The sequence below is a fragment of the Streptomyces sp. NPDC015242 genome (genome assembly GCF_043079125.1).
Lineage (GTDB): Bacteria > Actinomycetota > Actinomycetes > Streptomycetales > Streptomycetaceae > Streptomyces.
In genome coordinates, this window is record NZ_JBIBUF010000004.1 from 71,989 (window position 1) to 94,933 (window position 22,945).

The 22,945-nt window shown below is 75.3% G+C and carries 19 protein-coding genes, 1 tRNA gene and 1 other RNA gene; 9 read left to right on the plus strand and 12 right to left on the minus strand.

What is annotated here, in order from left to right; all coding sequences use genetic code 11:
- Positions 1–189 precede the first annotated feature (189 nt).
- The 3 genes from purD to ffs all read right to left on the minus strand — a co-directional run bounded on the left by purD (position 190) and on the right by ffs (position 4,179).
- Positions 190–1,440 (minus strand): phosphoribosylamine--glycine ligase, encoded by a 1,251-nt coding sequence (gene purD / locus ACF07N_RS14950; protein ID WP_383336434.1) that lies wholly within the window; start codon positions 1,438–1,440, stop codon positions 190–192.
- Positions 1,441–1,584: 144 nt separating this feature from the next.
- Positions 1,585–4,035, minus strand: coding sequence for a DNA polymerase III subunit gamma and tau (locus ACF07N_RS14955; protein ID WP_392112534.1), 2,451 nt, complete (start codon positions 4,033–4,035; stop codon positions 1,585–1,587).
- 47 nt (positions 4,036–4,082) lie between these two features.
- Positions 4,083–4,179, minus strand: an RNA gene (ffs, locus tag ACF07N_RS14960) — signal recognition particle sRNA small type.
- Between the two features lie 72 nt (positions 4,180–4,251).
- On the opposite strand from ffs, the gene ACF07N_RS14965 reads away from it, so the two are divergent.
- Together ACF07N_RS14965 and ACF07N_RS14970 are read left to right on the plus strand one after the other, a co-directional pair.
- Positions 4,252–4,339: transfer RNA gene (locus tag ACF07N_RS14965), tRNA-Ser, on the plus strand.
- A 145-nt stretch (positions 4,340–4,484) separates the two neighbouring features.
- Positions 4,485–4,706 (plus strand): hypothetical protein, encoded by a 222-nt coding sequence (locus tag ACF07N_RS14970; protein WP_383327771.1) that lies wholly within the window; start codon positions 4,485–4,487, stop codon positions 4,704–4,706.
- A 383-nt stretch (positions 4,707–5,089) separates the two neighbouring features.
- Here ACF07N_RS14970 and ACF07N_RS14975 read toward each other — a convergent pair whose 3' ends face one another.
- The 4 genes from ACF07N_RS14975 to ACF07N_RS14990 all read right to left on the minus strand — a co-directional run bounded on the left by ACF07N_RS14975 (position 5,090) and on the right by ACF07N_RS14990 (position 12,031).
- On the minus strand, positions 5,090–6,712 hold the full coding sequence (locus ACF07N_RS14975; protein ID WP_392112537.1) for an ABC transporter substrate-binding protein: 1,623 nt from the start codon (positions 6,710–6,712) through the stop codon (positions 5,090–5,092).
- A gap of 4 nt (positions 6,713–6,716) precedes the next feature.
- Positions 6,717–8,930 (minus strand): hypothetical protein, encoded by a 2,214-nt coding sequence (locus tag ACF07N_RS14980; protein WP_392112540.1) that lies wholly within the window; start codon positions 8,928–8,930, stop codon positions 6,717–6,719.
- 130 nt (positions 8,931–9,060) lie between these two features.
- The gene (locus tag ACF07N_RS14985) at positions 9,061–9,528 is read right to left on the minus strand and encodes an MSMEG_6728 family protein (protein WP_383327762.1); all 468 of its coding nucleotides are present in this window, start codon (positions 9,526–9,528) and stop codon (positions 9,061–9,063) included.
- Between the two features lie 13 nt (positions 9,529–9,541).
- Complete coding sequence (locus ACF07N_RS14990; RefSeq protein ID WP_392112543.1) at positions 9,542–12,031, minus strand: SpoIIE family protein phosphatase; 2,490 nt, start codon at positions 12,029–12,031, stop codon at positions 9,542–9,544.
- 159 nt (positions 12,032–12,190) lie between these two features.
- Between ACF07N_RS14990 and ACF07N_RS14995 the strand changes: the two genes are divergently transcribed.
- Complete coding sequence (locus ACF07N_RS14995; RefSeq protein WP_392113620.1) at positions 12,191–13,162, plus strand: DUF72 domain-containing protein; 972 nt, start codon at positions 12,191–12,193, stop codon at positions 13,160–13,162.
- Here ACF07N_RS14995 and ACF07N_RS15000 read toward each other — a convergent pair.
- The 4 genes from ACF07N_RS15000 to ACF07N_RS15015 form a co-directional block, all read right to left on the minus strand.
- Positions 13,062–15,473: a copper resistance CopC/CopD family protein gene (locus ACF07N_RS15000; protein WP_392113623.1), complete on the minus strand. Its 2,412-nt coding sequence runs from the start codon at positions 15,471–15,473 to the stop codon at positions 13,062–13,064. The two genes, ACF07N_RS14995 and ACF07N_RS15000, sit on opposite strands and share 101 nt — an antisense overlap.
- Before the next feature lie 119 nt (positions 15,474–15,592).
- Entirely contained in the window at positions 15,593–16,069 is a 477-nt protein-coding gene (locus tag ACF07N_RS15005; protein ID WP_383342112.1) for a cupin domain-containing protein, read from the minus strand.
- Positions 16,066–16,674, minus strand: a complete 609-nt coding sequence (locus ACF07N_RS15010) for a GNAT family N-acetyltransferase (protein ID WP_392112547.1) — start codon at positions 16,672–16,674, stop codon at positions 16,066–16,068. The genes ACF07N_RS15005 and ACF07N_RS15010 overlap by 4 nt, the downstream gene beginning before the upstream one ends.
- The gene (locus tag ACF07N_RS15015) at positions 16,667–18,763 is read right to left on the minus strand and encodes a penicillin acylase family protein (RefSeq protein ID WP_392112550.1); all 2,097 of its coding nucleotides are present in this window, start codon (positions 18,761–18,763) and stop codon (positions 16,667–16,669) included. The genes ACF07N_RS15010 and ACF07N_RS15015 overlap by 8 nt, the downstream gene beginning before the upstream one ends.
- A gap of 83 nt (positions 18,764–18,846) precedes the next feature.
- Between ACF07N_RS15015 and ACF07N_RS15020 the strand changes: the two genes are divergently transcribed.
- From ACF07N_RS15020 to ACF07N_RS15045, 6 genes are all read left to right on the plus strand, one after another.
- Positions 18,847–19,566 carry a siderophore-interacting protein gene (locus ACF07N_RS15020; protein WP_383342103.1) on the plus strand — a complete coding sequence of 240 codons (720 nt, stop codon included), beginning with the start codon at positions 18,847–18,849 and terminating at the stop codon, positions 19,564–19,566.
- Between the two features lie 47 nt (positions 19,567–19,613).
- Positions 19,614–20,216, plus strand: a complete 603-nt coding sequence (locus ACF07N_RS15025) for an HhH-GPD-type base excision DNA repair protein (RefSeq protein WP_392112553.1) — start codon at positions 19,614–19,616, stop codon at positions 20,214–20,216.
- 223 nt (positions 20,217–20,439) lie between these two features.
- Positions 20,440–20,778 carry a hypothetical protein gene (locus ACF07N_RS15030; RefSeq protein WP_383327741.1) on the plus strand — a complete coding sequence of 113 codons (339 nt, stop codon included), beginning with the start codon at positions 20,440–20,442 and terminating at the stop codon, positions 20,776–20,778.
- A gap of 57 nt (positions 20,779–20,835) precedes the next feature.
- A complete protein-coding gene (locus tag ACF07N_RS15035) occupies positions 20,836–20,970 on the plus strand; it encodes a hypothetical protein (protein WP_383327738.1) in 135 nt (44 codons plus the stop codon).
- A 245-nt stretch (positions 20,971–21,215) separates the two neighbouring features.
- Complete coding sequence (locus tag ACF07N_RS15040; RefSeq protein WP_004943146.1) at positions 21,216–21,512, plus strand: type II toxin-antitoxin system VapB family antitoxin; 297 nt, start codon at positions 21,216–21,218, stop codon at positions 21,510–21,512.
- Positions 21,513–21,633: 121 nt separating this feature from the next.
- Entirely contained in the window at positions 21,634–22,248 is a 615-nt protein-coding gene (locus ACF07N_RS15045) for a LytR C-terminal domain-containing protein (protein ID WP_392113626.1), read from the plus strand.
- Between the two features lie 34 nt (positions 22,249–22,282).
- On the opposite strand, the gene upp is transcribed toward ACF07N_RS15045, so the two are convergent.
- On the minus strand, positions 22,283–22,918 hold the full coding sequence (upp, locus tag ACF07N_RS15050; RefSeq protein ID WP_383327735.1) for a uracil phosphoribosyltransferase: 636 nt from the start codon (positions 22,916–22,918) through the stop codon (positions 22,283–22,285).
- Between the last annotated feature and the right edge of the window lie 27 nt (positions 22,919–22,945).

Below are 22,945 nucleotides of genomic sequence, written 5' to 3' on the forward strand. Positions count from 1 at the left end.
CCTCGCCCCCCGTCAGCCGGATAGGGCATCGGTCACTCGATGGAATGGCTCTGGGGAAAGGTGGATGACGGACAGCGAGGATCAGGCCCTCGCCCACCGAACAGATCAGGCCCCGGATCCTGAGACGGATCCGGGGCCTGTGCGGTTCATCGGAGCGGGGGTGGTTTCCGCCCGTCAGGCGGGGTCCGGCTACGCGCCCGCCGCCTTGGCCGCGATGTCCGTGCGGTGCTGGGAGCCGTCGAGGCGGATGCGGCCGACGGCGGTGTAGGCGCGGTCGCGGGCCTCGGCCAGGTCCTTGCCGGTCGCCGTGACGGACAGCACCCGGCCGCCCGCGCTGACGATCGCGTCGCCCTCGCGCCGGGTCCCGGCGTGCAGCACGTACGCGTGCGGGGCGTCCTGGGCGGCGACCTCGTCGAGGCCGGTGATGGGGTCGCCGGTGCGCGGGGTGCCGGGGTAGTTGTGCGAGGCGACGACCACCGTCACGGCCGCGTCGTCGCTCCAGCGCAGCGGCTCCAGGTGCGCCAGGTTGCCGGTGGCCGCCGCCATCAGCAGACCCGCCAGCGGGGTCTTGAGCCGGGCCAGGACGACCTGCGTCTCGGGGTCGCCGAAGCGGGCGTTGAACTCGATCACCCGGACCCCGCGGGAGGTGATCGCGAGACCGGCGTAGAGCAGGCCGGAGAACGGGGTGCCGCGGCGCTTCATCTCGTCCACGGTCGGCTGCAGCACGGTCCGCAGCACCTCGTCGACCAGCTTCGGGTCGGCCCAGGGCAGCGGGGAGTACGCGCCCATGCCGCCGGTGTTCGGGCCCTGGTCGCCGTCGAGCGCGCGCTTGAAGTCCTGGGCGGGCTGCAGCGGCACGACCGTCTCGCCGTCGGTGACGGCGAACAGGGAGACCTCGGGGCCGTCCAGGTACTCCTCGATGACCACGCGCTCGCACGCGGCCGCGTGGGCGCGGGCCGTCTCCAGGTCGTCGGTGACGACGACGCCCTTGCCGGCGGCGAGCCCGTCGTCCTTGACGACGTACGGGGGGCCGAAGGCGTCGAGGGCGGTGTCGGCCTCTTCCGGCGTCGTGCAGACGTAGGAGCGGGCCGTGGGCACCTCGGCCGCCGCCATGACGTCCTTCGCGAAGGCCTTGGAGCCCTCCAGCTGCGCGGCCCGGCCGGACGGGCCGAAGACCGGGATGCCGGCCTCGCGCACGGCGTCGGCGACCCCGGCGACCAGCGGCGCCTCGGGACCGACGACCACGAGGTCCGCGTCCAGGCGCTGGGCCAGCTCGGTGACGGCCGCGCCGTCCAGGGCGTCGACCTGGTGCAGCTCGGCGACCTCGGCGATGCCGGCGTTGCCGGGCGCGCAGTGCAGCGCGGTGACGTCGGGGTCGTGGGACAGGGCGTGGCACAGGGCGTGTTCGCGGGCGCCGGTACCGATGACGAGGACCTTCACGGGGGTCAGCCTAACGGGAGGCGCCGGGTTCCCCTTGTGCGGGCTTCCGAAGAGGACGGGGCGGCGCGCTTGGAGGTTCCTCCGAGCGCGCGGGGAACCGGCAGGCCGCAACCGCCCTGCGGCACGCTCCGCGGCGCCCGCGCGCTACGACTCGTTCGAGAACTCCTCGACGACCGTCGCACCCAGCTCCCGGACGATCAGGTCCTGCCCGGACAGGGCCGACTCGTCGAGGTCGGGGTCGTCGTCCTCGGGGATGTCCTCCTCGACGGAGACGTGCCGGGGCTCCGGGGCGGAGGGCTGCGGCACCGGGGCGGCCGGGGTGGTGACCGGCGCGGAGCCGCCCGGCTGGGGGGCGGGGGCGGCCGGGGCCGCGGCCGGGGCGGAGCGCTGGGCGGTGGCCGTACCGCCGGAGCCGTACCCCGCGCCGGAGCCGTAGCCGCCGGAGGAGTGGCCGCCGCCACCGCCCGCGCCGAAGCCGCCACCGCCGCCGGGCTGGCCGCCGCCGTAGCCGGAGGGACCGCCGGGCGCGGGGGGCGCCGAGCCGCCGGAGGGGTCGACGATCGCCTCGATCTTCCACTGGACGTTGAACTGCTCGCCCAGCGCCTGCCGCAGGACGTCCTCGCTGCCGCTGCTCAGGAAGTTGTCCCGGGCGCCCGCGTTGACGAAACCGAGCTGCAGGGTCGTGCCGTCGAAGCCGGTCACCTGGGCGTTCTGGCTGAGCAGGATCCAGGTGAAGCGGCGGCGGTTCTTGACCGCTTCCAGGATGTTCGGCCAGAGCACGCGCGGGTCGAGACCGCCGGTGGGGGCGGCCTGGGCGGGTGCCGCCTGGGCAGGGGGCGCGGCCGCCGGGGCCGCCGGGGCCGGCTGCGGAGCGCCGGGGGCGGCGCCGGGCGTGGGGGCGCCGGGTGCCGCGGGGCCCGCCGCCGGGCCGGCCGGGGCGGCTGCGCCCGGCGCGGACGTGGGCCAGCCGCCGGGGCGCCGGCCGCTGCCCGCCGAGGCGGCGGTGGGCCAGGCGCCCGGGGCGGGGCCGGAGGCGGGTGGGGCTGCGGGGGGCGCCTGGGGCGCCGGGGCGGGCTGGACCGGAGCCGAGGGCGCGCCGGGAGCGTACCCGGCGGATGCACCGGCCTCCTGGGACGTGGCCGCCGGCTGCGCAGGCCCGTCCTGGGCCGCCGCCGGGACGTGCCCGGGTGCGGCGGCCGTGCCTCCGACGGGGCCCGCAGGTGCGGCGCTGCCCGCCCCACTGGGGCCGGGAGGGCCGCCGGGGGCGCCGGGAGCACCGGCCCCGCGGACCGCCGCCCGGGCCGCGGCCGGACCGCCGCCCGGAGGAACGGGGGCGGCGTGGGCGGCGGGCACGCCCCCGGGGGCCTCGTGAGGACCCTGGGGCCCGGGCGCGTATCCCATGGCGGGCAGGCCGGCCGGACCCGCGGCGGAGAAGCTCACCCCGCGCTCGATCCGGTCGAGGCGGGCCATGACGGACCGCTCGTCGCCGTAGGCGGCGGGGAGCAGGACGCGGGCGCAGATCAATTCCAGCTGGAGGCGGGGCGCGTGGGCGCCGCGCATCTCCGTCAGCCCCTCGTTCACGATGTCGGCGGCCCGGGTCAGCTCGGCGGGGCCGAACGTGCCGGCCTGGGCCTGCATGCGCTCCAGGACGTCGGCGGGGGCGTCGATGAGCCCCTTCTCGGCCGCGTCCGGCACAGCGGCCAGGATCACCAGGTCACGCAGGCGCTCCAGCAGGTCGGCGACGAACCGGCGGGGGTCGTTCCCGCCCTCGATCACCCGGTCGACGACCTCGAAGGCGGCGGCTCCGTCACCGGTGGCGAAGGCCTCGACCACGGAGTCGAGGAGCGAGCCCTCGGTGTACCCGAGCAGGGCCGTGGCCATGGCGTACGTCACACCGTCCGCCGCGGCGCCGGCGAGCAGCTGGTCCATGACGGACATCGAGTCACGCACGGAACCGCCGCCGGCGCGCACCACCAGCGGGAGCACCCCGTCCGCGACCGGAATGTCCTCCTTGCGGCACACCTTGGCGAGGTACTCCCTGAGGGTGCCGGGCGGGACGAGCCGGAAGGGGTAGTGGTGGGTCCGCGAGCGGATGGTGCCGATGACCTTCTCGGGCTCGGTCGTCGCGAAGATGAACTTGAGGTGCTCGGGGGGCTCCTCCACGACCTTCAGCAGGGCGTTGAACCCGGCCGACGTGACCATGTGGGCCTCGTCGATGATGTAGATCTTGTACCGGCTGCGGGCGGGGCCGAAGAAGGCCTTCTCGCGCAGGTCACGGGCGTCGTCCACGCCTCCGTGGGAAGCGGCGTCGATCTCGATGACGTCGATCGAGCCCGGGCCGTTGCGCGCGAGGTCCTGGCAGGACTGGCACGCACCGCAGGGCGTGGGCGTGGGGCCCTGCTCGCAGTTCAGGCAGCGGGCCAGGATGCGTGCGCTGGTCGTCTTGCCACAGCCGCGCGGCCCGCTGAACAGGTACGCGTGGTTGACCCGGTTGTTGCGCAGCGCCTGCTGCAACGGGTCGGTGACATGCTCCTGCCCGATGACCTCGGCGAAGGTCTCCGGGCGGTAGCGGCGGTACAGAGCGAGAGACGACACGCATACGAGGTTATAGGCGGCCACTGACATCGGGCCCCGCCCGGGAACGCAGACGCCCCCCACGCACCCGCCAGAGCCGACCTACCCTTGCTGCCTTCCGGCCCTGGGGGAGTTCAGTCAGATAGCGCCGCGTGAGGGGCTGCGCCCACAGTACCCGATGGCGGCGGGCGGGAACGAGTTCGCGAGCACTCCTCAACGTCTTGTATTGTTTGCGGCGGAGGATTCGCCTAGAGGCCTAGGGCGCACGCTTGGAAAGCGTGTTGGGGGCAACCCCTCACGAGTTCGAATCTCGTATCCTCCGCCAGTGCCTCACCGGGCACGATGTCGAAGGGCCCCACCGTTCGCGGTGGGGCCCTTCGACGTCGGATGCCCGGCCGCGGGGTGTGTTCTTCACCCGATCAAGCTCGCCCGTCCCCATAAACACCCCCCGGGGCGCATACTGGGGCGTGATGACAAAGCGTGCTGCACAGAAGCGTCACTTGCCTACCAGCCCCTTCGCGGCCCCGGTCGCCCCGGCGCCGAAGCACTTCGCCGTCGGCGACCAGGTCACCCATGACATGTACGGCCTCGGCCGGGTCATCGGTGTCGAGGACGGGATCGCGGCGCTCGTGGACTTCGGTTCCGCTCAGATGCGGATCCTGAGCCCCTACGCCAAGATGACCAAGCTGTAGGACCCCCGTGCCGGGTCACGGCACGCGCGAGCCCCGTCGAGGGCCCGCACCCGACGAAAGAGAGCCCTCTCATCGAACCGACCTCGCTGTTCTCCGCTCCGGAAGGGCACCAGCGCCGCTCCACGGCGGCCTCGCCTCCCCCGGTCATCGACCCCTTCCGGGCCCCGGACTTCCCGGACTTCGAAGAGGACGACGTCTTCCCGTCCGACGAGTACCGCGAGCCGGGCGACCCCGGGGAGTTCCGGGACGCCCGGGAGTCCGGGCCGGGGAAGCGGTCCGAACCGGGCAGGCGGGCGGCTCGGCCGCGTCGCAGGGCCGCCTAGCCGGCCGTTCCCCCCGTCCTCGCCCGCGGCGGCGGTGACGGCGGATATCCCGCCCTTCCCTTACGGCGTCTCGCTCGGGATCACGCAGTTCTTCGGCTGCGGCCGGCCCGTCGGCCAGCCCAGGCCGACGAACTTCAGGGTGCCCCGGCCCGCGCGACCCGGGTCCAGTTCGACGATCGCGGCCGGTTTGTCGTAGGCGTTGCCTCCGGTGGTGAGGCAGATCAGACCGCTGGTGGCCCGGACGCGGTGGCGGGAGTGGAGCAGGGACCACTGGCGGCCGACGTCCTCGAGGCTGGGCACGGCCGTGCCGGGTGCGCCCTGCTGGGCCTGGTGGAGGGCCTTGCCGATGGTGAGCAGGCCGTCGTGGACGAGCATCGTGCGGGAGTCCTCCAGGTTCGGCGTGGAGCCCAGGGCGATGCCCTCGCGCCGGGTCGCCGCGATGTGGGCCCGCAGGGCGTCCAGGGCCGCCTTCGGTTCGGCCAGGTACTGGGGGAGCTCCTGGGGTTTCGGGGCGCGCCCGCGGGTGGCCTTCCAGTCCTTCGTCCAGGCCGCCAGTTCCGTGGCCCAGGCGTCGGGGTGGGCCGGTGCCGCGTACTGGACGGTGACCTTCGGGCGGCCGTCGTCGCCGCGCAGCGCGGCCCAGTCCCGCTCGGACATGTCCTGGCGCAGCGAGGCCGCGTCCGAGCCGCTGACGATGGTGTAGTGGCGGCCCTCGCAGCCCACCTGGGCGAGCTTGAGGGCGAAGATGCGCAGGTGGAGGGTGCGGCCCGCGAAGTAGACGGTGTCGGCCTCGGAGTCGCAGATGTTGTTGGCCGTCTGCGTGAACTGGTTGCCGGTGGAGCCCGCCTCGTCGATGGACGGGGACTCGAAGGACATCGCGGCCGGACCGGCCGGGCCCCGCTCCTTGATCCGGCTGAACGCCCTGGCCAGGGACTCGTTGTAGCCGTCGGGGCGTTTGTCGTAGACCAGGACCGTCCGCGCGTTGCGGCGGCCCTGTTCGCCGTTGAAGTCGGCCAGGGCCCGGGCCGCGTCGGTGTTGGTGGGCAGGATGCGGGCCAGACCGGGGAAGCGGAGCTCGGCCATGCCGTCGGCCCGGTCCTCGTTGGCGATGCGGTCGCCGCTGATCCGGGCGGCCAGCACCGGCACCTTGTGCTCCGTCAGGCGCTTCACGGCCGCTTCCGTGGCGGCGAGGCTCAGGTTGAAGCCGGTGACCGCGCGCAGCCGGTCCTCGGGCGAGTCGGCCATCCGCAGCAGCGTGCCGACGACCTTCTCCTGGTGCGCGTAGTCCCGTCCGGGGTTGGCCAGGACCAGCCGGATCTTCGGCGGCTCGCCCTCCCCGGCGTTGGCCTGCCGCTGGCCGAGGTAGGCGCCCTGCAGGTCGCTGCGGATCTGCCGACGCAGGGCCTCGCGGCCGGACTGCAGGGGCAGCATCATCGCGACCGTGACGTGCGGCTGGTCCTCGATCCTGTCGTTCTCGCGGGCGACGGCCCGGGCGACGTCGGCGATCTCGGGGGTGCCGAAGTCGTAGCCCTCGCCGTTGACGCCGACGCACTCGCCGTCGATCCGCTCCACGCCCTCGGCGCAGGTGTCCGGCTTGCTGAGGAGAGAGGTCGTGAGCAGGACGCCCGCGACGAGGACGACCGTCCCCAGCAGCGAGTACAGGATCTTCTTCCATCTCGGCATGCCGTCATCTCCTTCGCCGGAGCTGTTCGGTGCAGGCGCAGCGCAGCAGGGGCTGTTCGTTCTCGGCCAGGGCGCTCCAGTCCGCCGCGGTCCTGCTGAGCCGGCCGGCGCCGTCGAAGTCCATGATCGAGAGGAGGTCCAGCAGCTTGGCCAGGGTGCGGGCGGTCTCCTTGCCGGTCGGGCGGGTCCGTTCCTCGCACAGCCAGACCGCGTGCAGCAGCTGGTCGACCGTGCGGCGCAGCGGCGGTCCGTCCACCGGCACCAGGCCCTGGGCGCGCTCGCGCCGGGCGTCGGCGCCGCCCGGGTACGGGGCCTGCGCGATCTCCAGGAGTTCGGCGCACCAGGCGCGGGGGCGGCCGGGGAGGGTGGCGGCCAGGTGGCCGGCGACGTCGTCCGCGCCACCGGAGACCAGGTGGTGGTTCATCCGGTGGGCGGTGAGGGAGCGGAAGGCGCCGTCCTGCGGCGCCGCGTCGCCGGGTACGTCGTCGGCCCCCGGGTCCTCGTCGCGCGGGCGCTCCTCCCCCGCCGCCCGCAGCGCGTAGTGGTCGCGCAGCAGGTGGTGGTCGGCGTACCAGGCGGCGCCGTCGGGGAGCAGGCCGTAGAGGCGGTGGACGAGGAGCTGGCGGAGGCCGAAGTCGCCGATGAAGTGGCGTTCGCAGGCGGGCCAGCCGGTGTCGGTGAGGAGCCGGGCGACGTGATGGGCGGTCAGCTGGTGGACCCGGCCCGCCTGGTGGTGCCGGAGCAGGACGTCCGCGCACTCGGTGTCGTGGGCCACCGACAGGTGGGTGAGGAGGTCGAGCCAGTGGGCGTGGTGCTCGGCCGGGAGCCGGACGGGCAGCTGGTCCAGGACCAGTTCGCGTAACAGCACTTCGGCGACCGGGTGTTCGGCGTCGTCTCCGGACAGGCGCAGGGGGGCGTCCAGGAGGTCCCGGTCGTTGGCGTCGGCCGGCATGCGGAACGCCGCCGCCGCGGCGGCCAGCCGGATCACCGTGTGCGGCCGGCCACCGCTCAGGCGGGCCACGGCGGCGTCGATACGGCGGCGGTTGGCGCCCCCCTCCGGCTCCGCGTACTGCTGTCTTCGGACCGTCTCCCGGCGCAGCTGGTCGCCGGTGAGCAGCGGCATCCGCAGCAGGAGCACGCCGTCGGCGAGCGGCGCCCGGTCGGCGCCCTCGTCCCCGCGGCGTGACCAGTCCGGCGGGGCGCCGTCGGCGGGCCGGTACTCGGCCGGGGGCGTGGTCAGACCGGGCGGCAGGCCGCCGTGCAGGAAGGCGCCGCCGTCCGCGCGGCGGGCCGTGCCCACGACGACGACCCGGTCGCGCCGGCCGCCCCGCCGGTCGGTGAGCACCGCGCGCAGCAACTGCTCGCCCAGCGGCGACTCGGCGTGGTCCAGCAGCAGGCCGGGGCGCCCCACCCGGCGCAGCCAGCCGGAGGGCGAGGCGTACGCCGCTTCCAGGTCCTCGCGCAGGGCCCGGAAGAGGAAGCTCTCCGCGACCTCCCGCGCCTCACCGCCCGCCCGGAAGTCGGCGGCGAGGATGCGCAGCCCGATCCGGGGCTGCCCGGCCGCGCCCGGGTAGGCGCCGTAGACCCGCTCCAGCTCCGACCTGCCCCGGGGCGCCGCGCGCTCGAAGACGGCGTCCAGCAGGGCGTTGCTCACGGCCGCCGAATAGGGGTCGAACGCCTGCCCGTACAGGGTCGCCAGCAGGTTGCGGATGGTGCCGCGCAGCATCCCCCGCCAGAAGTCGCCGCCGCCGAGTCCGCGCACGCGGCGCCGCTGGGGCAGGTCCTCGTAGCGCTCGGCCTCCGTCGCGACCGCCTGGGGCGTGCCGTCCGCCACCCCGGTCGCGATCATGGCGAGGCCGGTGAACAGGCGCGGGAAGGCGAACGAGCCGCCGGTGCCCTGCCAGGTGCACAGCCGCCGGGCCACCTCGACCAGCGCCTCGGTCGCGGCCGAGCGGGCGCCGGGCTCCGGGCCGGCCCGGTCCTCGAACACCGGCGAGGCGCAGTCCAGGTGGATCACCGGCACCTTGGCGGCGAACCGGTCCCGCACCGCGCGCAGCAGCCGGCCCTTGCCCATGCCCGGGCCGCCGGTGAGCAGCACCACGGGCAGATCGGGACCGTACAGCGGCTCCCGCCCGGCACCCGAGGGTGCCCGCCCGAACAGCCGCGCGAAGAAGCCCTCGTCGGAGAGGAGCCCCTCGAAGCCCAGTTCCTCACACACGGTTCCCCCATGACGTCCCGCCCGCCCGAACCCGTGACCGCTGTGCCGGAAAAGATCCAGTGGAACACGGAACGGTCAGATCGACAACGGGTGCCGCGTGGGCGGGAGTTGGCCCGAGGGGGAGGTGCTCCTACGCCGGGCGGTCGGAGGCGGGCCAGACGTACGGCAGGTCGTCCGGCACCCCGGGGAAGGCCGCCCCGTAGGTGTCCGGGTCCTTGCGCACCAGGGCCGAGCGGTGACTGCGGTGGAAGGGCCGGTCACCGAGCCACGGCGGCAGTTCGCCCTCCGCGGCCAGCTCGTGCTGGTCGCGGACCGGGGCGTGCGGGCGGACGGTGGCGAGGTCGGCGACCAGCGTGGCCGCGCAGCTGTCCTGGTGGCCCAGCTCGCGCCAGGCCCGGCAGATCTCCAGGCCGTAGCGGACGAGGGCCTCCTCGTAGCCGGTCCACATCCGCACGGCCGGGTGCCGGCGCCAGCCGTAGCCGGGCACGATCAGGCCGCGCAGGACCTGGAGCGCCTCGACGCGCTGCTTGCCGAGCCGGCGGCGGTCCAGGGCCAGGGCGGTCTCCCGGAAGTCGGGGTAGGGCAGGAAGGTCTGCATCCCGGGTCCGTCCTCACGGAAGAGGGGTCAGGGTCTGTTCCGCCCAGATGGTCTTGCCCGAGTCGCTCTGGCGGGTGCCCCAGCGCTCGGTCAGCTGGGCCACGAGGAGCAGGCCGCGGCCGCCCTCGTCATAGGTGCGGGCGCGTCGCAGATGGGGGGCGGTGCTGCCGCCGTCGGAGACCTCGCACACGAGGCTGGTGTCGTGGATCAGGCGGAGCCGGACGGGCGGCTCGGCGTGCCGGATGGCGTTGGTGACGAGTTCGCTGACCACCAGTTCGGTGACGAAGACGACGTCGGACAGACCCCACCGCTCCAGTTGCGCCACCACGTCCTTCCGGGTCCGGGCGACCGCGGACGGGTCGCAGGGCACCTCCCAGGTGGCGACCTGGTGCGCGCCGAGCGCCCGGGTGCGGGCGACGAGCAGGGCCACGTCGTCGGCCGGGCGCCGCGGCAGCAGGTCGGTGAGCACCCGGTCGCACAGGGCGTCCAGCGAGGGCGCCGGGCGGGCGAGGGCCTCGCGCAGCCGCAGGACACCGGCGTCGATGTCCCGGTCGCGGGCGGTGACCAGGCCGTTGGTGTAGAGGGCCAGCAGGCTGCCCTCGGGCAGTTCGACCTCGGTCGACTCGTAGGGCAGGCCGCCCACGCCGAGCGGGGGCGCGACCGGCAGGCCGATCAGGTCGGCGGTGCCGTCGGGGCGCACCACGGCGGGTGGCGGGTGCCCGGCCGCGGCGAAGCAGCAGCGCCGGGAGACCGGGTCGTAGACGGCGTACAGGCAGGTGGCGCCCACGTCGGCGGAGGTCTCCGCCGCGGACGCCTCCCGGTCACCGTCGCCCTCCCCCTCGGTGTTCAGGCGGGCCACCAGGTCGTCGAGGTGGGTGAGCAGCTCGTCGCACGGCAGGTCGATGTCGGCCAGCGTGCGGACCGCCGTGCGCAGCCGGCCCATGGTCGCCGAGGCGTGCAGGCCGTGGCCGACGACGTCGCCGACGACCAGGGCCACCCGGGCCCCGGACAGGGGGATGACGTCGAACCAGTCCCCGCCCACGCCGGCGTGCCCGCCCGCCGGGAGGTAGCGGGAGGCGACCTCGACCGCCGCCTGCCGGGGCAGCCGCTGGGGCAGCAGGCTGCGCTGGAGGGTGACGGCGGTGGCGCGCTCACGGGTGTAGCGGCGGGCGTTGTCGATGCTGACCGCGGCCCGGGCGGCCAGCTCCCCGGCCAGGACCAGGTCGTCCTGGCGGAAGGCGTCGGCGTTGCGGTGCCGCAGGAAGAAGGCGACGCCCAGGGTGGTGCCGCGGGCGGCCAGCGGCACGGTCAGCACCGAGTGGACGCCGAAGCTCCGCATCCGGGCGGCGCGGGCCGGGTCGCGCGCGAACCACGCGGTCAGCTCCGGGTCCGTCGCCGCCTGCACGACCGGCCGCCCGGTGCGCAGGCTCTCGAAGGGCGCCGACCCGGCCGGGTAGGAGTCCATCTCACCGGCCGCCACCACCGCCTCCGGGGCGCCCGGGGTGACGGACCGCAGCGCGACCCGCCGCAGGCGCAGCGGCCCGTGGGCGGGCAGGACCCGGGCGGGCGGCTCGGACACGTCGTCGGGCGCGGCCAGCAGATCGACGCTCGCGAAGTCGGCCAGGGCCGGGACGGTCGCGTCGGTCAGTTCCTGGGCCGTGCGCGTCACGTCGAGGGTGCTGCCGATGCGCCGCCCGGCCTCGGCGATCAGCTTCAGCCGCTTGCGCGCCCAGAACTGCTCCGTCATGTCGTGCGCGGACAGGCACACGCCGCGGATGACGCCCTCCGGGTCGCGCAGCGCGGACACGTGGACCGACCAGGCGTGCTCGTGGTCCTCGCCGGGGGCCCGCAGGTAGTACTCGTCGTACTGCGGCTCGCCGGTGCGCAGCACCCGGGCCATGCTGCGCTCCGCCCGCTCGCCCGCGGCGTCGTCGATGATCTCGGAGACGCGCAGGCCCCGCATCTCCTCCTCGGTGAGCGCCGTGGAGCGTTCCATGTCGGCGTTGGCCCGGCGCAGCCGCAGCCGGGTGTCGTAGATCGCCTGGGCGCAGCAGGGGGACTGGGCGAAGCTCCAGCTCACCAGGGCGTCGCCGGGAGCGGGCCGCGACTCGGGGGCGGGGAGCGCGGAGACGACCAGCCAGGCCGGGGCGCCGGTGCCGGGCGCCCGGTGGTGGGCGAGGATCGGGACCGTCAACCGGCGGCCGTCGCGGTGCCGCAGGGCGACGACGCCGTTCCACCGGGGCAGTGCGGCGAGGGCCGGCATGCCGCCGCGCACGGGGATCGGCTCGGCCAGCAGGTCCGCGGCGTGACGGCCGGTCATCGACCCGGCCGGATGGCCGAGGAGCCGTTCGGCGCCCGCGTTCCAGCCCGTCACCCTGCCCTGCTCGTCGAGGGTGACGCGCGCGGTGAGATCCTGCCCGACGAGGGCGTCCAGGGCTTCGGGAGCCTCGCCGGGTCCCCCGGGCGGCCGGCCGGCGAGGCCGACGGTGACGGGCTGCTCCATGTTCGGTCATCTCGCTTCCGCGGAGGCTTCGGCCGTGGCACCGCAATGCACAGTTATGACCTGATTACCCGTATTCCAGCGCTTTCACCGTGCCGCCCCGCCCTCCTGCGGAGCCTGCCGGCGCCCGGCCCGGGTAACCGCTCCCCCATGGGTGAGAACCTGGGCGAGATCCTGGTGGGCACGTGTTCCTGGACCGACCGGGCGCTGGTCGGCAGCGGCTGGTATCCGGCCGGACGGCGCGACGCCGAGGGCCGGTTACGGCACTACGCCGAGCGGTTCCCGGTCGTCGAGGTCGACGCCTCCTACTACGCCCTGCCGAGCGAGCGGAACAGCGTGCTGTGGGCCGAGCGGACCCCGGACGGGTTCGTCTTCGACGTGAAGGCGTTCTCGCTGCTGACCGGGCACCCCACCCGGCAGGCCGTGATGCCGGACGGGCTGCCGCCCGACCACCGGGACCCGGCCGTGCTCGACGCGGTCTGGGCGCGGTTCGCGGCCGGCGTCGGGCCGCTGCGCGGCGCCGGGCGGCTCGGCAGCGTGCTGTTCCAGTTCCCCCCGTGGTTCCGGCCGGGCGAGCGGGCCGAGACGTTCCTGGCGGAGTGCGCGGAGCGGACCCGCGGCTGGCCCGTCGCCGTGGAGTTCCGCCACCCGTCGTGGTGGGAGCCGGACCGGGCGGAGGCGACGTGCGCCCTGCTGGCCCGGCACGGCATGGCCGCGGTCGCCGTCGACATGACGCAGACCCTGCCGTCGTCCGTTCCGCCGGTGACCCCGGTGACCTCGCCCCGGCTGTCCGTCGTACGGTTCCACGGCCGCAGCACCGCCTGGGGCAGCGGCAGCAAGGAGGACCGGTTCCGGCACGACTACGGCGAGGACGAACTCGCCGAGTGGCTGCCGCGCGTGCGGCGGCTGGCCGAGCGGACCGAGCAGGTGCACGTGCTGTTCAACAACTGCTGCGGCGACGCCGCCGTACGGGCCGCCGAGACCATGGCGCGGCTCCTGGCCGGGGGCGGAGCGACGGCGGTGGCGGGGGTGCCTAGGGCACGATCCGCACCCGCTTCTCCTCCGTCACCTGGTCCACGTCCGACACCCGCACGGTCGTCCTCATCGTCCAGGTCCCGGGGAGCGGCAGGTTGACGGAGTTGGTGCCCCAGTAGCCGCCCCGGTCTTGCAGTTCGGCGTCGATCGGGCCGAGCTCGCGGGAGGGCAGGCTGAAGGTGACGCGGACCTCGGGGACGACGACCAGGCCGGTGTCGGCGCCGTAGACGACGGCCTGGACGCCGTTCTCGCCGACCCGGGCCGGGTCCAGGGTGACCTGCACCGTGCCGCGGCCGGTCAGCCCGCCCGAGCCCGTGTCGAAGGGCACCGTCACCTGCGTGGTGGGCGGCAGCGCGCCCGCCGGGGCCCGCCGGGCCGCCTCGGCCTCGGCGCGGCCGGGCAGCGTGCCGGTCAGCACGGTCGTGAGCGCCAGCACCACGGCGGCGACGGCGACTTCCAGGAGCACGGAGCGGCGCAGACCGCGACGCCGGGCACCGGAATCCGGCGGGCCGTCCGAGCCACCCGCGTCGCCCGGACCACCGGGGCCCGACGGTCCACCGAAGCCGTTCGCGCCACCCGCACTGCCGGGGACCGACAGCCCACCGAACCCGCCCACGTCGCCCGGGCCGCTGGAGTCCGACGGGCCGCCGGAACCGTTCCCGTCGGCCGAACCGCCGGGTATTGACAGTCCGCCGGGGACTGACAACCCGCCGGACACGCCCGTGGCGCCCGGGCCGCTGGGGACCGACGGTCCACCGGAGCCGTTCGCGCCACCCGCACTGCCGGGGACCGACAGCCCACTGAACCCACCAGCGTCGCCCGGGCCGCTGGAGTCCGACGGGGCGCCGGACCCGCGCGCGTCGCCCCGGCCGCCGGGCTCCCACAGTCTGCCCAGGCCTCCCGCGCCACCCGAACCGCCGGGTTTCTCCGGTCCGCCGGAGCTGACCGGACCGCCGTGGTCCGGCCGTCGGCCCGCTGCCGCCTTACCTGGCCGTTCCACCCGCTCCGGGCCCGCCGCGCCCGCGATCCCCGCGGCCTCCGCGTCCCTCGCGTCCCGGGCGTCGTCCCCGTCCGGATCCCCCGCGCCCGGCCCAGCGCCATCCGGTCCCGCGCCCGGCCCCACGCCATCCCGTCCCGCGGCCGCCGCGCCCGCGGCCGCCCCGCCGGTGGCCGCCGGCCCCGTGGCCGCCGCACTCGCGCCGACCGGCTGGAGGACGCGTTCCGGCAGGGCGGTCCGGACCTCGGCCGGTGGCGCGGCGATGCGGGCCGTCCAGCGCCGGGCGTGACCGGCCGCGAGCAGCAGCGCCGACACCGCGGCCAGCTTCAGCAGCAGCAGCCTGCCGTACGTCGTGCCGGTCAGCGCGGACAGGGAGCCCAGACCGCGCCAGGACTGGTAGAGGCCGGTGACCGCCAGGACGACCACGCAGGTGAAGGCGGCCCGGGAGAAGCGGGGCACCACCTCCGTCAGGTCGTCGACGGGAGCGCGGCGCAGGGTCAGCAGCAGTGCCACGAGTCCGCCGAGCCAGACCCCCGTGGCCAGCAGGTGCACCACGGACGACGCCATCGCCACGGGCACCTGGATGCCCGCCGAGGCGTGCTCGGCCACCGCCCAGGTCAGGGCGAGGCCGACGGCCAGGGCGGTCCCGGCCGCCACGGTGACGGGCCGGTGGCGGACAGGGCCCCTGGACACCCGGACCAGGAAGGCCGCGATCAGCAGCAGGACCACCAGCCGCGCCAGCAGCGCGAGGCCGGGACGGCTGGACAGGGTGCGGTCCAGGGCGCCGGCGTCGAAGGCCGCGAGAGGACCGGCGCCGCCTTCGTAGGGGGCGCGCAGCAGGAGCAGGACGGCCGTGGCGCCCAGCAGGGTCCACCAGGCGGCGGCCAGCGGCTGGCGCAGCGGGGCCGGATCGGCCGGGCGGCACAGCGCAGCGAACGCGGCCGAGCCGACGAGCAGGGCGGCGGCGAGGTAGGCGAGGTAGCGGGCGAGGTCGTACAGGCCGTCGGTGAGGGGGTCCTCCTCGGGGCCGGTGTCGAGCTGGAAGGTGGTCGCGGAGCGCTTGCCGACGGAGAACGTGAAGGCGCCGGAGACCGGGTGGCTGTCGGCGGACACGACCCGCCAGGCGACCGTGTACGTGCCCTGCGCGAGCTTGCCGGTCAGCCGGACCCGGGCCGTGTCGGACCGGCCGTCGGCGTGCGCGGCCCCGCCGGTGGGGATCCGGCGCTGGTCGGGCCCGAAGATCCGAAAGGAGTCGTCGAGCAGGCCGACGGACTCGGTGAAGGTGAGGGTGACCTGGCGGGGGGCGCGGGGAACGACCGAGCCGTCCTCGGGGTCGGTGCCGCGCAGGGCGGAGTGCGCCGGGGCGGGGGACGCTCCCCCGAGGAGCAGGGCCAGCACGGTGCCGAGCAGCACCAGGGCCCGGACTCGCCGGGGGTGTCCGACATAGCGCTCCACGTGAGTCTCCGGGGTCGGGCGGTACGGCTCCCGGACAGGTACGGACGCCGGGCGCGTTCCGCTCACCGGACCCGCGCTCAGACGGGCCGGGACAGTTCCCGGATCCGGTCGGCCCGCGCCGGGTAGCGCGCCGTCAGCTCCGCCGCGTCCCCGTGTTCGTAGCCCTCGAAGGTGAAGCCGGGGGCCATGGTGCAGCCGAACAGGGTCCACGCCCCGCCCGGCCGGACCCGGCCGCCCATCCAGGTGCCGGCCGGGACCGTGAACTGCACGTGCTGCCCGTCGAGCACCTCCGGCCCCAGCACCACCGTGCGGGTGTCTCCGTCCGGGGCGAGGAGCAGGAGCTCCAGGGGATCGCCCCGGTAGAAGTGCCAGATCTCGTCCGTGGGCAGACGGTGCAGGGCGGAGAAGTCGTCCGCCGTGAGGAGGGCGACGATCGCCGTGCCCTCCGGTCTGCCGTCGGGGCGTGCGGGCCCGGCCCAGGTCTGGCGGAACAGGCCGCCCTCGCTGGGGATGGGTTCGAGGCCGTAGTGCGCGATGAGCTCGTCGGGCGTCACGCGGGGAAGAGTATCTCCCGGTCCAGGAAGGCGAGCTGGGCCTTCTTCTCCGGCAGGTACACGTCCGGCAGGTCGACCTCCGGCAGCACGACCACCGGCCCGGCCGTGAAGCCCTGCCTGAGGAAGCGGGCGATCGCCTTCTCGTTGCGGACGTCGGGGTCGACCACGACCCGGCGGCGGTCCAGGCCGAGCAGGACGTAGGCGGCGACGACCGCCACCAGTCCGGCCGTCCAGCCGGGCCTGCCGCCGCCCGGCCCGGCGGGCGCGAGCAGCAGGTGGACGCCGATGTCGCCGGGGCGCACGTCGTAGCACTCGCCGACGCGGTCCGCCTCCGGCTCGTAGGTCTGCAGCAGCGCCACCGGCTCGCCCTCGCGCACGACGAGGAAGGCGTGGTGGGTGGTGAGCGTGGCCATGTGGGCGTAGATCTCGGCGACCTGACGCTCGGTGAGGCCGGTCATGCCCCAGAAGGCGGCCCGCTCCTCGCTCACCCAGCGGTGGATCACCCCGGCGTCGGCCTCGGCGTCCAGCGGCAGGACGCGGACGGTGCCGAAGCCCTCGGTCTCCTGCTCGTGCACGGCGGTGCGGGAGGCGTACGGGTCAGACATCGGTCTCCTTGGTCAGCAGGGCCCAGTCGGTGACGACCGGGACGAGGTCTCCCCCGAGCCACAGGGGGAGCTGGTCGCGGTGGTGGGGCGAGCCGGGGACGCCCGAGGCGCCGAACGGGACCACCCAGCGGCTGTCCTCGCGCCGGGCCAGGTCCCAGACGTACCGGGCGGCCGGGCCGCGCGCGGCCAGGTCGGTCAGGCCCGGCACGGCCGAGGTGCACAGCACGCAGTCGTGGTCGCCGGACAGGCCGGGCTCCTCGTACGGCGTCTCCGGCTCCAGGGCGCGCCACGGGGCGAGCCGGTGGGTGTCGCCCCAGACCCCGGCCGGTGGCCGCGCGGCCACCTCCTCGACCGCCCCGCGGACGGCCGCGGGGCGGTCGATGCCGTACAGCTCCCCGGCGGTCAGCAGGTGTTCGAGGGCGAAGCCGACCCGGGGCAGGAGGGCGAGCCAGGGCAGGAACACGTCCGGGTACGCGGGCGGCGTGGCCAGCGCGGCGAAGGCCGGGTCGGCCGCGAGCCGCCGGGCGACCGCGCCGCGCACCGCCGCGTACAGGGCGGCGTCGGCGCTGCCGGCGTCCATGCGGCGGTCCCAGGCGAGCAGCCGGTCGCGCAGCGCGGCGGCCTCGGGGGTGAGATCGCCGAGGGAGCGCAGGTGGTCCAGGAGGGCGGTCGCGGAGGCCAGGTGGGTGTCGGTGTGGACGGCGGGCATGTCGGCGGCGGACCAGCGCTCCTTGCCGGCCAGCAGCGCGGCGATGCGGTCGTGGCGGTGGGGCGGGGCGAACTCGACGCCGAGGGGTGCCGCCGGGCCACGCTGGTTGGCCATGACGGCGACGCCGTCGGTGAGTCCGCCGCGGGGCGTCCCGGCCCGGCCGCGCCACTCGTGGCCGGGCTCCCAGGCGGGCACCAGCCGCAGCCGGTTGGCCTCCGCGCGCAGCGGCACGTACCCGGCCACGCGGTGCAGGGTCCCGCCCTCGGTGTCGGCGGCCTGGACGACGTTGACCGGCTCGGCCCAGAGGTCGAGGGCCCGGTCCACGTCGGCGACCCGGCGGGCCCGCAGCAGGGGCAGCAGGGCGCCGAAGCCGAGGTCGCCGGTGACGCGCGGCGGGTAGCGCAGGCTGACGGCGAGCGGGGGCAGGTCCGGCTCGGTGGTGCCGCCGTCCAGGCCCTCCGGCCCCCCGGCGACCACCGGGCCCCGGCCGGTCTCGATCACCTCGACCTCGACCGGCTCCTCGCCCGCCACCTCGACGGTCTCCGTGTGCCGTTCGGCCCGCCGCCAGACCCCGTCCGGGTCCAGCGCCTCGACGCCGGCGCCCGTGCGCCGCAGCCGTTCCCGGTAGAGGTCCTGGTAGTCGGCCATGGCGTTGGTGATGGCCCAGGCGACCGTGCCGGTGTGGCCGAAGTGGGCGATGCCGGGGACCCCGGGGACGGCGAGGCCCACGACGTCGAACTCCGGGCAGGACAGGTGGATCTGCTGGTAGACGCCCGGGTCCTCGATCCAGCGGTGCGGGTCGCCGGCGATGACCGCCTGCCCGGTGACGGTCCGCTCGCCGCTCACCAGCCAGCCGTTGCTGCCGGAGGTGCCGGGCCCGTCGGTGGCGAACAGCCCGATCGCGTCCGTGCCGAGGTGGGTGGCGACCTGCTCGCGCCAGAGTTTGGCTGGGAACCCGGCGAAGAGGATGTGTGTGGCGAGCCAGACCCCGAGCGGGGTCCAGGGGTTCCAGCGCCCGGGGGCGAGTCCGGCGCGGGCGAACTCGGGGGCCGCGGAGCCGCCGGCCCGCTCGAGACCGGCGTTGACCCCGTCGACGTAGGCCCGCACCCACTCCGCCGTCCCGGGGTCCCGTCTCTCCAGCTGCGTGAAGCAGCGTCTGGCGGTGTCGTCGAGTCTGGCGCGTCTGGCGAACCGGTCCCAGGCCAGGGCGTCCGGGCCGAGGAAGGACGCCGAGGTGCCCTGTGCGCGGTGCCGCTCGACCTCCAGCTGCCAGGCCCGGTCCCGGGCGGTGACCAGGCCCTGGGCGTGGGCGAGTGCCGTCGCGCTGTCGGCACGCAGATGCGGAATGCCCCAGGCGTCACGGTAGATCTCGATCGCCACCCTGTACCCCCACCTTCCTTTAGGTTAGCCTTGCCTAAGTCATAGTTGTGTGGCCGGAATCGTACGCGAAGGGCTGAAACGCGATGGGGCAGGGGCGGGGTTGGGAGGGCGCGGTCCTCAAACTGCTGCGCGCGAAGGATTTCCGGTGCACGGTGACGGACACGGAGGACGTCACCCCGGACTACCGGCGGCTGCGCTTCACGGACGGCGGTCTGCTGGCCGCGACCGGCGTGCACCCCACCATGTGGGTCCGGCTCTGGTTCGACAACGCGGGCAGGCCGCACCAGCGGGCCTACACCCTGGTCGATCCCGACCCCGGGGCCGGTACCTTCGCCCTGGAGTTCGCCCTGCACGAGGGGTGCGCCAGCGACTGGGCCCGGGCGGCGAAGCCCGGCGACACCATCGAGGCGACCGTCCAGGGCACCGGCTTCGAGCACCCGAGCCCGGCGCCCTCGCACGTCTTCGCCGTCGGCGACCCGGCCTCCCTGCCCGCCCTCAACTCCCTCCTGGCCGCCCTGGGTCCCGCCCCGGCCACCGTCTGGTTCGAGGGCGGCGGCGACGGCCTGCCGTTCCGCACCGACCCGGACCGCCACGAGCTGCGCACGGTGCCCCGCCAGGACTCCGGCGCCCACCTCGTCGAGCGCGTGAAGGCCGACCTGCCCGGCCTGCTCGGCACGACCGCCGACCCCTACGTCTGGATCGCCTGCGACACGGCGACGACCCGGACGCTCGCCGCGTACGTCCGCAAGGAACTGGGCCTGCCCAAGCAGCGCGTGCACGCCCTCGGGTACTGGCGCCCCTGAGGCGGGCTCCGGACGCGGCCGGGCCCGGCCCGGGGGATGATCGGGGCATGGACGTCACCCTGCACCTCGCCCAGGACCCCGAGGCGGACGCGCTGCTCGGCCGCAGTCCGCTCGCCGCGCTGATCGGCATGCTGCTGGACCAGCAGATCCCGATGGAGTGGGCGTTCAAGGGCCCGGCGGCCATCGCCGAGCGGCTCGGCACGGACGACCTGGACGCGCACGAGATCGCCGCGCACGAGCCGGAGGCCTTCGCCGCGCTGCTCTCGCAGAAGCCGGCCGTGCACCGCTACCCGGGCTCCATGGCCAAGCGGATCCAGCAGCTGTGCCAGTACCTCGTCGAGCACTACGACGGTGACGCCGAGGCCGTATGGAAGGACGCCGGCACCGGCAGGGAGCTGCTGAAGCGGCTGGCCGGGCTGCCGGGCTTCGGCAAGCAGAAGGCCCAGATCTTCCTGGCCCTGCTGGGCAAGCAGCTCGGGGTGCGCCCCGAGGGCTGGCGGGAGGCGGCGGGCTCCTACGGCGAGGAGAGGTCCTTCCGCTCGGTCGCCGACATCACAGGACCCGAGTCCCTCGCCAAGGTGCGGGCGCACAAGCAGGAGATGAAGGCGGCGGCCAAGGCGGCGAAGGCCGCGAAGGCCGCGAAGGCGTAGCCGTCAGCCGCGTGGCCCGCTCCGGGTGGCGCGCCGCTCCGGCCCGGTCCAAGCATGGATCATGACCGAGCCACCGACCGGCGACCCCCGGGACCGGGAGCACGCCCCCGGCGCACCGGGCCGCCGCACCCCCTGCGAACGCTTCACGTCTTCCGTACGCCGAGCGAGCGGTTCCACCGGCCCGCGCGATGAACGGCGTGCCCGCGGCGGGGAATGACCCCCCGTGCACCCCGCGGAGCAGCAGGTCCCCCGCGGCACCCGCCGGCCCACCTGGCCGCGGGTGCTGGTCCTGCTGCTCGCCCTGCTCGTGCCCGGCACGCACGCCGCGGCGCACACCGTCCCGGCCGTCCCGCTCGCCGGGGAGAGCACCAGCGCCGAGTTCGACGCCTTCGACACCGTCCTGCGGCCCGCCGGCCGCGGCGCGCGGCGCGCCGCCGCCCCGCTGCGCCCGGCCCCGCTCCGGGGCCCCGCCCCCGCGTGCACCGCACGGCGTCCCGTGCCCGTGCCGCCGGCCCCGCCGCACGACCCTCGTCCCCTGCGTTCCGAGGTCCTGCGCTGCTGAGAGGACCCCGCGCCGGTCCACCAGCCCCGCACGGAACCACAACGACGAGGAACCGCCATGCTCCAAGACCCGTACGCCGTCCTGCGCGCCCTGCTGCGCGCCGAGGCCGCCCGCAGCGCTCCCAAGCCGAGCTCCCCGCCGGCCGAGCGGAAGCCGCAGTCCCCGCACCCGCGGCAGCCGGGCCGCGGCTGATCCCGCGCGCGGTGGCGCAGGAGGCCGGGACGGCCCCTGCGCCACCGCGCGGACCGGCGCCGGCCCGGCGGCCCACCCCCTTTCGGGCGAACCGGGTGCGCGGTCCGGGTGACCGCCTTGCGGGGACGCGCGTCCGGCATATGCGGGACCCTGCCCGTTTTCGTCCCGCCTTGTGGTGCTTTTTTCGGCGTCGTACTCCGTCGCCATGGCTGCGCCCGGAAGGTCTTGACCGGTAGGCTTTCCGTGTGATCTTCAAGCGCATCGGAAACGGCCGGCCGTACCCCGACCACGGCCGGGAAAGCACCCGGCAGTGGGCGGACGTCGCGCCGCGCCCGGTCCGCCTCGATCAGCTCGTGACGACGAAGCAGCAGCTCGACCTGGAGACCCTCCTCGCCGAGGACTCGACCTTCTACGGCGACCTCTTCGCGCACGTCGTGAAGTGGCAGGGCGACCTGTACCTGGAGGACGGCCTGCACCGCGCGGTGCGGGCGGCGCTCCAGCAGCGCCAGGTGCTGCACGCGCGCGTGCTCGAGCTGGACTGACCCCCGCCGGTCACGGGTTGACCCTTTCGGGTTCCGCTGGGCGACGTCGAATGATCATCTAGTAGGCATCGTCGCCCGGGCGCACTACGCTGCGCTCATGAGCATGCTGACTCCCCCCGGCATGGGCGGCAAATACCGCATCACGGGCAACAGGTACCCCCGGATGCGCCGGCCCCGGCGGCGCGGCAGGCTCGTCGCCGCGGGCATCGCCTCGGTCGCCGTGCTCGGCGTGGGCGGCTGGGGCACGCTCCAGCTCATCGACGTCTTCACCGGCGGCGGCGACAAGGCTTCGGCGGCCGGCGGCGACGACTGCGCCCGCACGGCCGGGGCGAGCCCCTCGCCCAGCGCCAGGCCCCTGCCCGAGCCCCGCACGATCACCGTCAACGTCCTCAACGCCACCACCCGCAGCGGCCTGGCGAAGAAGACCGCCGACGAGCTGAAGAAACGCGGCTTCAAGATCGGCGACGTGGGCAACGCGCCCAAGGAGTACGACAAGAAGGTCAAGGGCACCGGCGTGCTGCTCGGCCCGGCGTCCGCCCGGGACACCGCGCTGCCGGTGCTCGGCACCCAGCTCCCGGGCGCCGAACGGCGTACCGAGGCGGCCCGCGACGGCGCGGCCGTCGACCTCCTCATCGGGGACGCCTTCAAGGAACTGGCGAAGAAGCCGGACGCCGACCGGGCGCTGACCGAGCTGGCCAGGCCCGAGCCGGCGCCGACACCGAAGAAGGGCTGCTGACCCGCCCGCCCGAGCGGGCGGGAGGCCGTCCGGCCTACTCGGCCGCCCCGTACATCCGGTCACCCGCGTCGCCGAGACCCGGGACGATGTAGCCGTGCTCGTTCAGGTGCTCGTCGACCGAGGCGGTCACGACCGTCACGGGCGTGCCCGCCAGCTCGCGCTCCATGACCTCCACGCCCTCCGGCGCGGCCAGCAGCACCACGGCGGTCACGTCGTCGGCGCCGCGCCGGATGAGCTCCTGGATCGCCGCGACCAGCGTGCCGCCGGTGGCGAGCATCGGGTCGAGCACGTACACCTGACGGCCCGAGAGGTCCTCCGGCATCCGCGTGGCGTACGTGGAGGCCTGCAGCGTCTCCTCGTTGCGGATCATGCCCATGAAGCCCACCTCGGCGGTCGGCAGCAGCCGGACCATGCCCTCCAGCATGCCCAGGCCCGCACGCAGGATCGGCACCACGAGCGGGCGCGGGTGGGACAGCTTGACGCCCGTGGTCCGGGCGACCGGCGTCTGGATGTCGACCTGTTCGGTGCGCACGTCGCGCGTGGCCTCGTAGGCGAGCAGGGTGACCAGCTCGTCGGCCAGACGGCGGAAGGTCGCGGAGTCGGTGCGCTGGTCGCGCAGCGTGGTGAGCTTGTGGGCGACCAGGGGGTGGTCGACGACGTGGAGACGCATGTCCACAACAGTAACCGGGCCCGATGA

Bases quoted from the DNA above. Each gene is read 5' to 3' on its own strand.
- ACF07N_RS14970 (WP_383327771.1), top strand. From the start codon at position 4,485: ATGACAAAGCGTGCTGCACAGAAGCGTCACTTGCCTACCAGCCCCTTC.
- ACF07N_RS15045 (WP_392113626.1), top strand. From the start codon at position 21,634: ATGGGCGGCAAATACCGCATCACGGGCAACAGGTACCCCCGGATGCGC.
- ACF07N_RS15010 (WP_392112547.1), bottom strand. From the start codon at position 16,674: ATGTCTGACCCGTACGCCTCCCGCACCGCCGTGCACGAGCAGGAGACC.
- ACF07N_RS15020 (WP_383342103.1), top strand. From the start codon at position 18,847: ATGGGGCAGGGGCGGGGTTGGGAGGGCGCGGTCCTCAAACTGCTGCGC.
- ACF07N_RS15025 (WP_392112553.1), top strand. From the start codon at position 19,614: ATGGACGTCACCCTGCACCTCGCCCAGGACCCCGAGGCGGACGCGCTG.
- ACF07N_RS15035 (WP_383327738.1), top strand. From the start codon at position 20,836: ATGCTCCAAGACCCGTACGCCGTCCTGCGCGCCCTGCTGCGCGCCGAG.
- ACF07N_RS14990 (WP_392112543.1), bottom strand. From the start codon at position 12,031: ATGGAGCAGCCCGTCACCGTCGGCCTCGCCGGCCGGCCGCCCGGGGGA.
- ACF07N_RS14975 (WP_392112537.1), bottom strand. From the start codon at position 6,712: ATGCCGAGATGGAAGAAGATCCTGTACTCGCTGCTGGGGACGGTCGTC.
- ACF07N_RS14985 (WP_383327762.1), bottom strand. From the start codon at position 9,528: ATGCAGACCTTCCTGCCCTACCCCGACTTCCGGGAGACCGCCCTGGCC.
- upp (WP_383327735.1), bottom strand. From the start codon at position 22,918: ATGCGTCTCCACGTCGTCGACCACCCCCTGGTCGCCCACAAGCTCACC.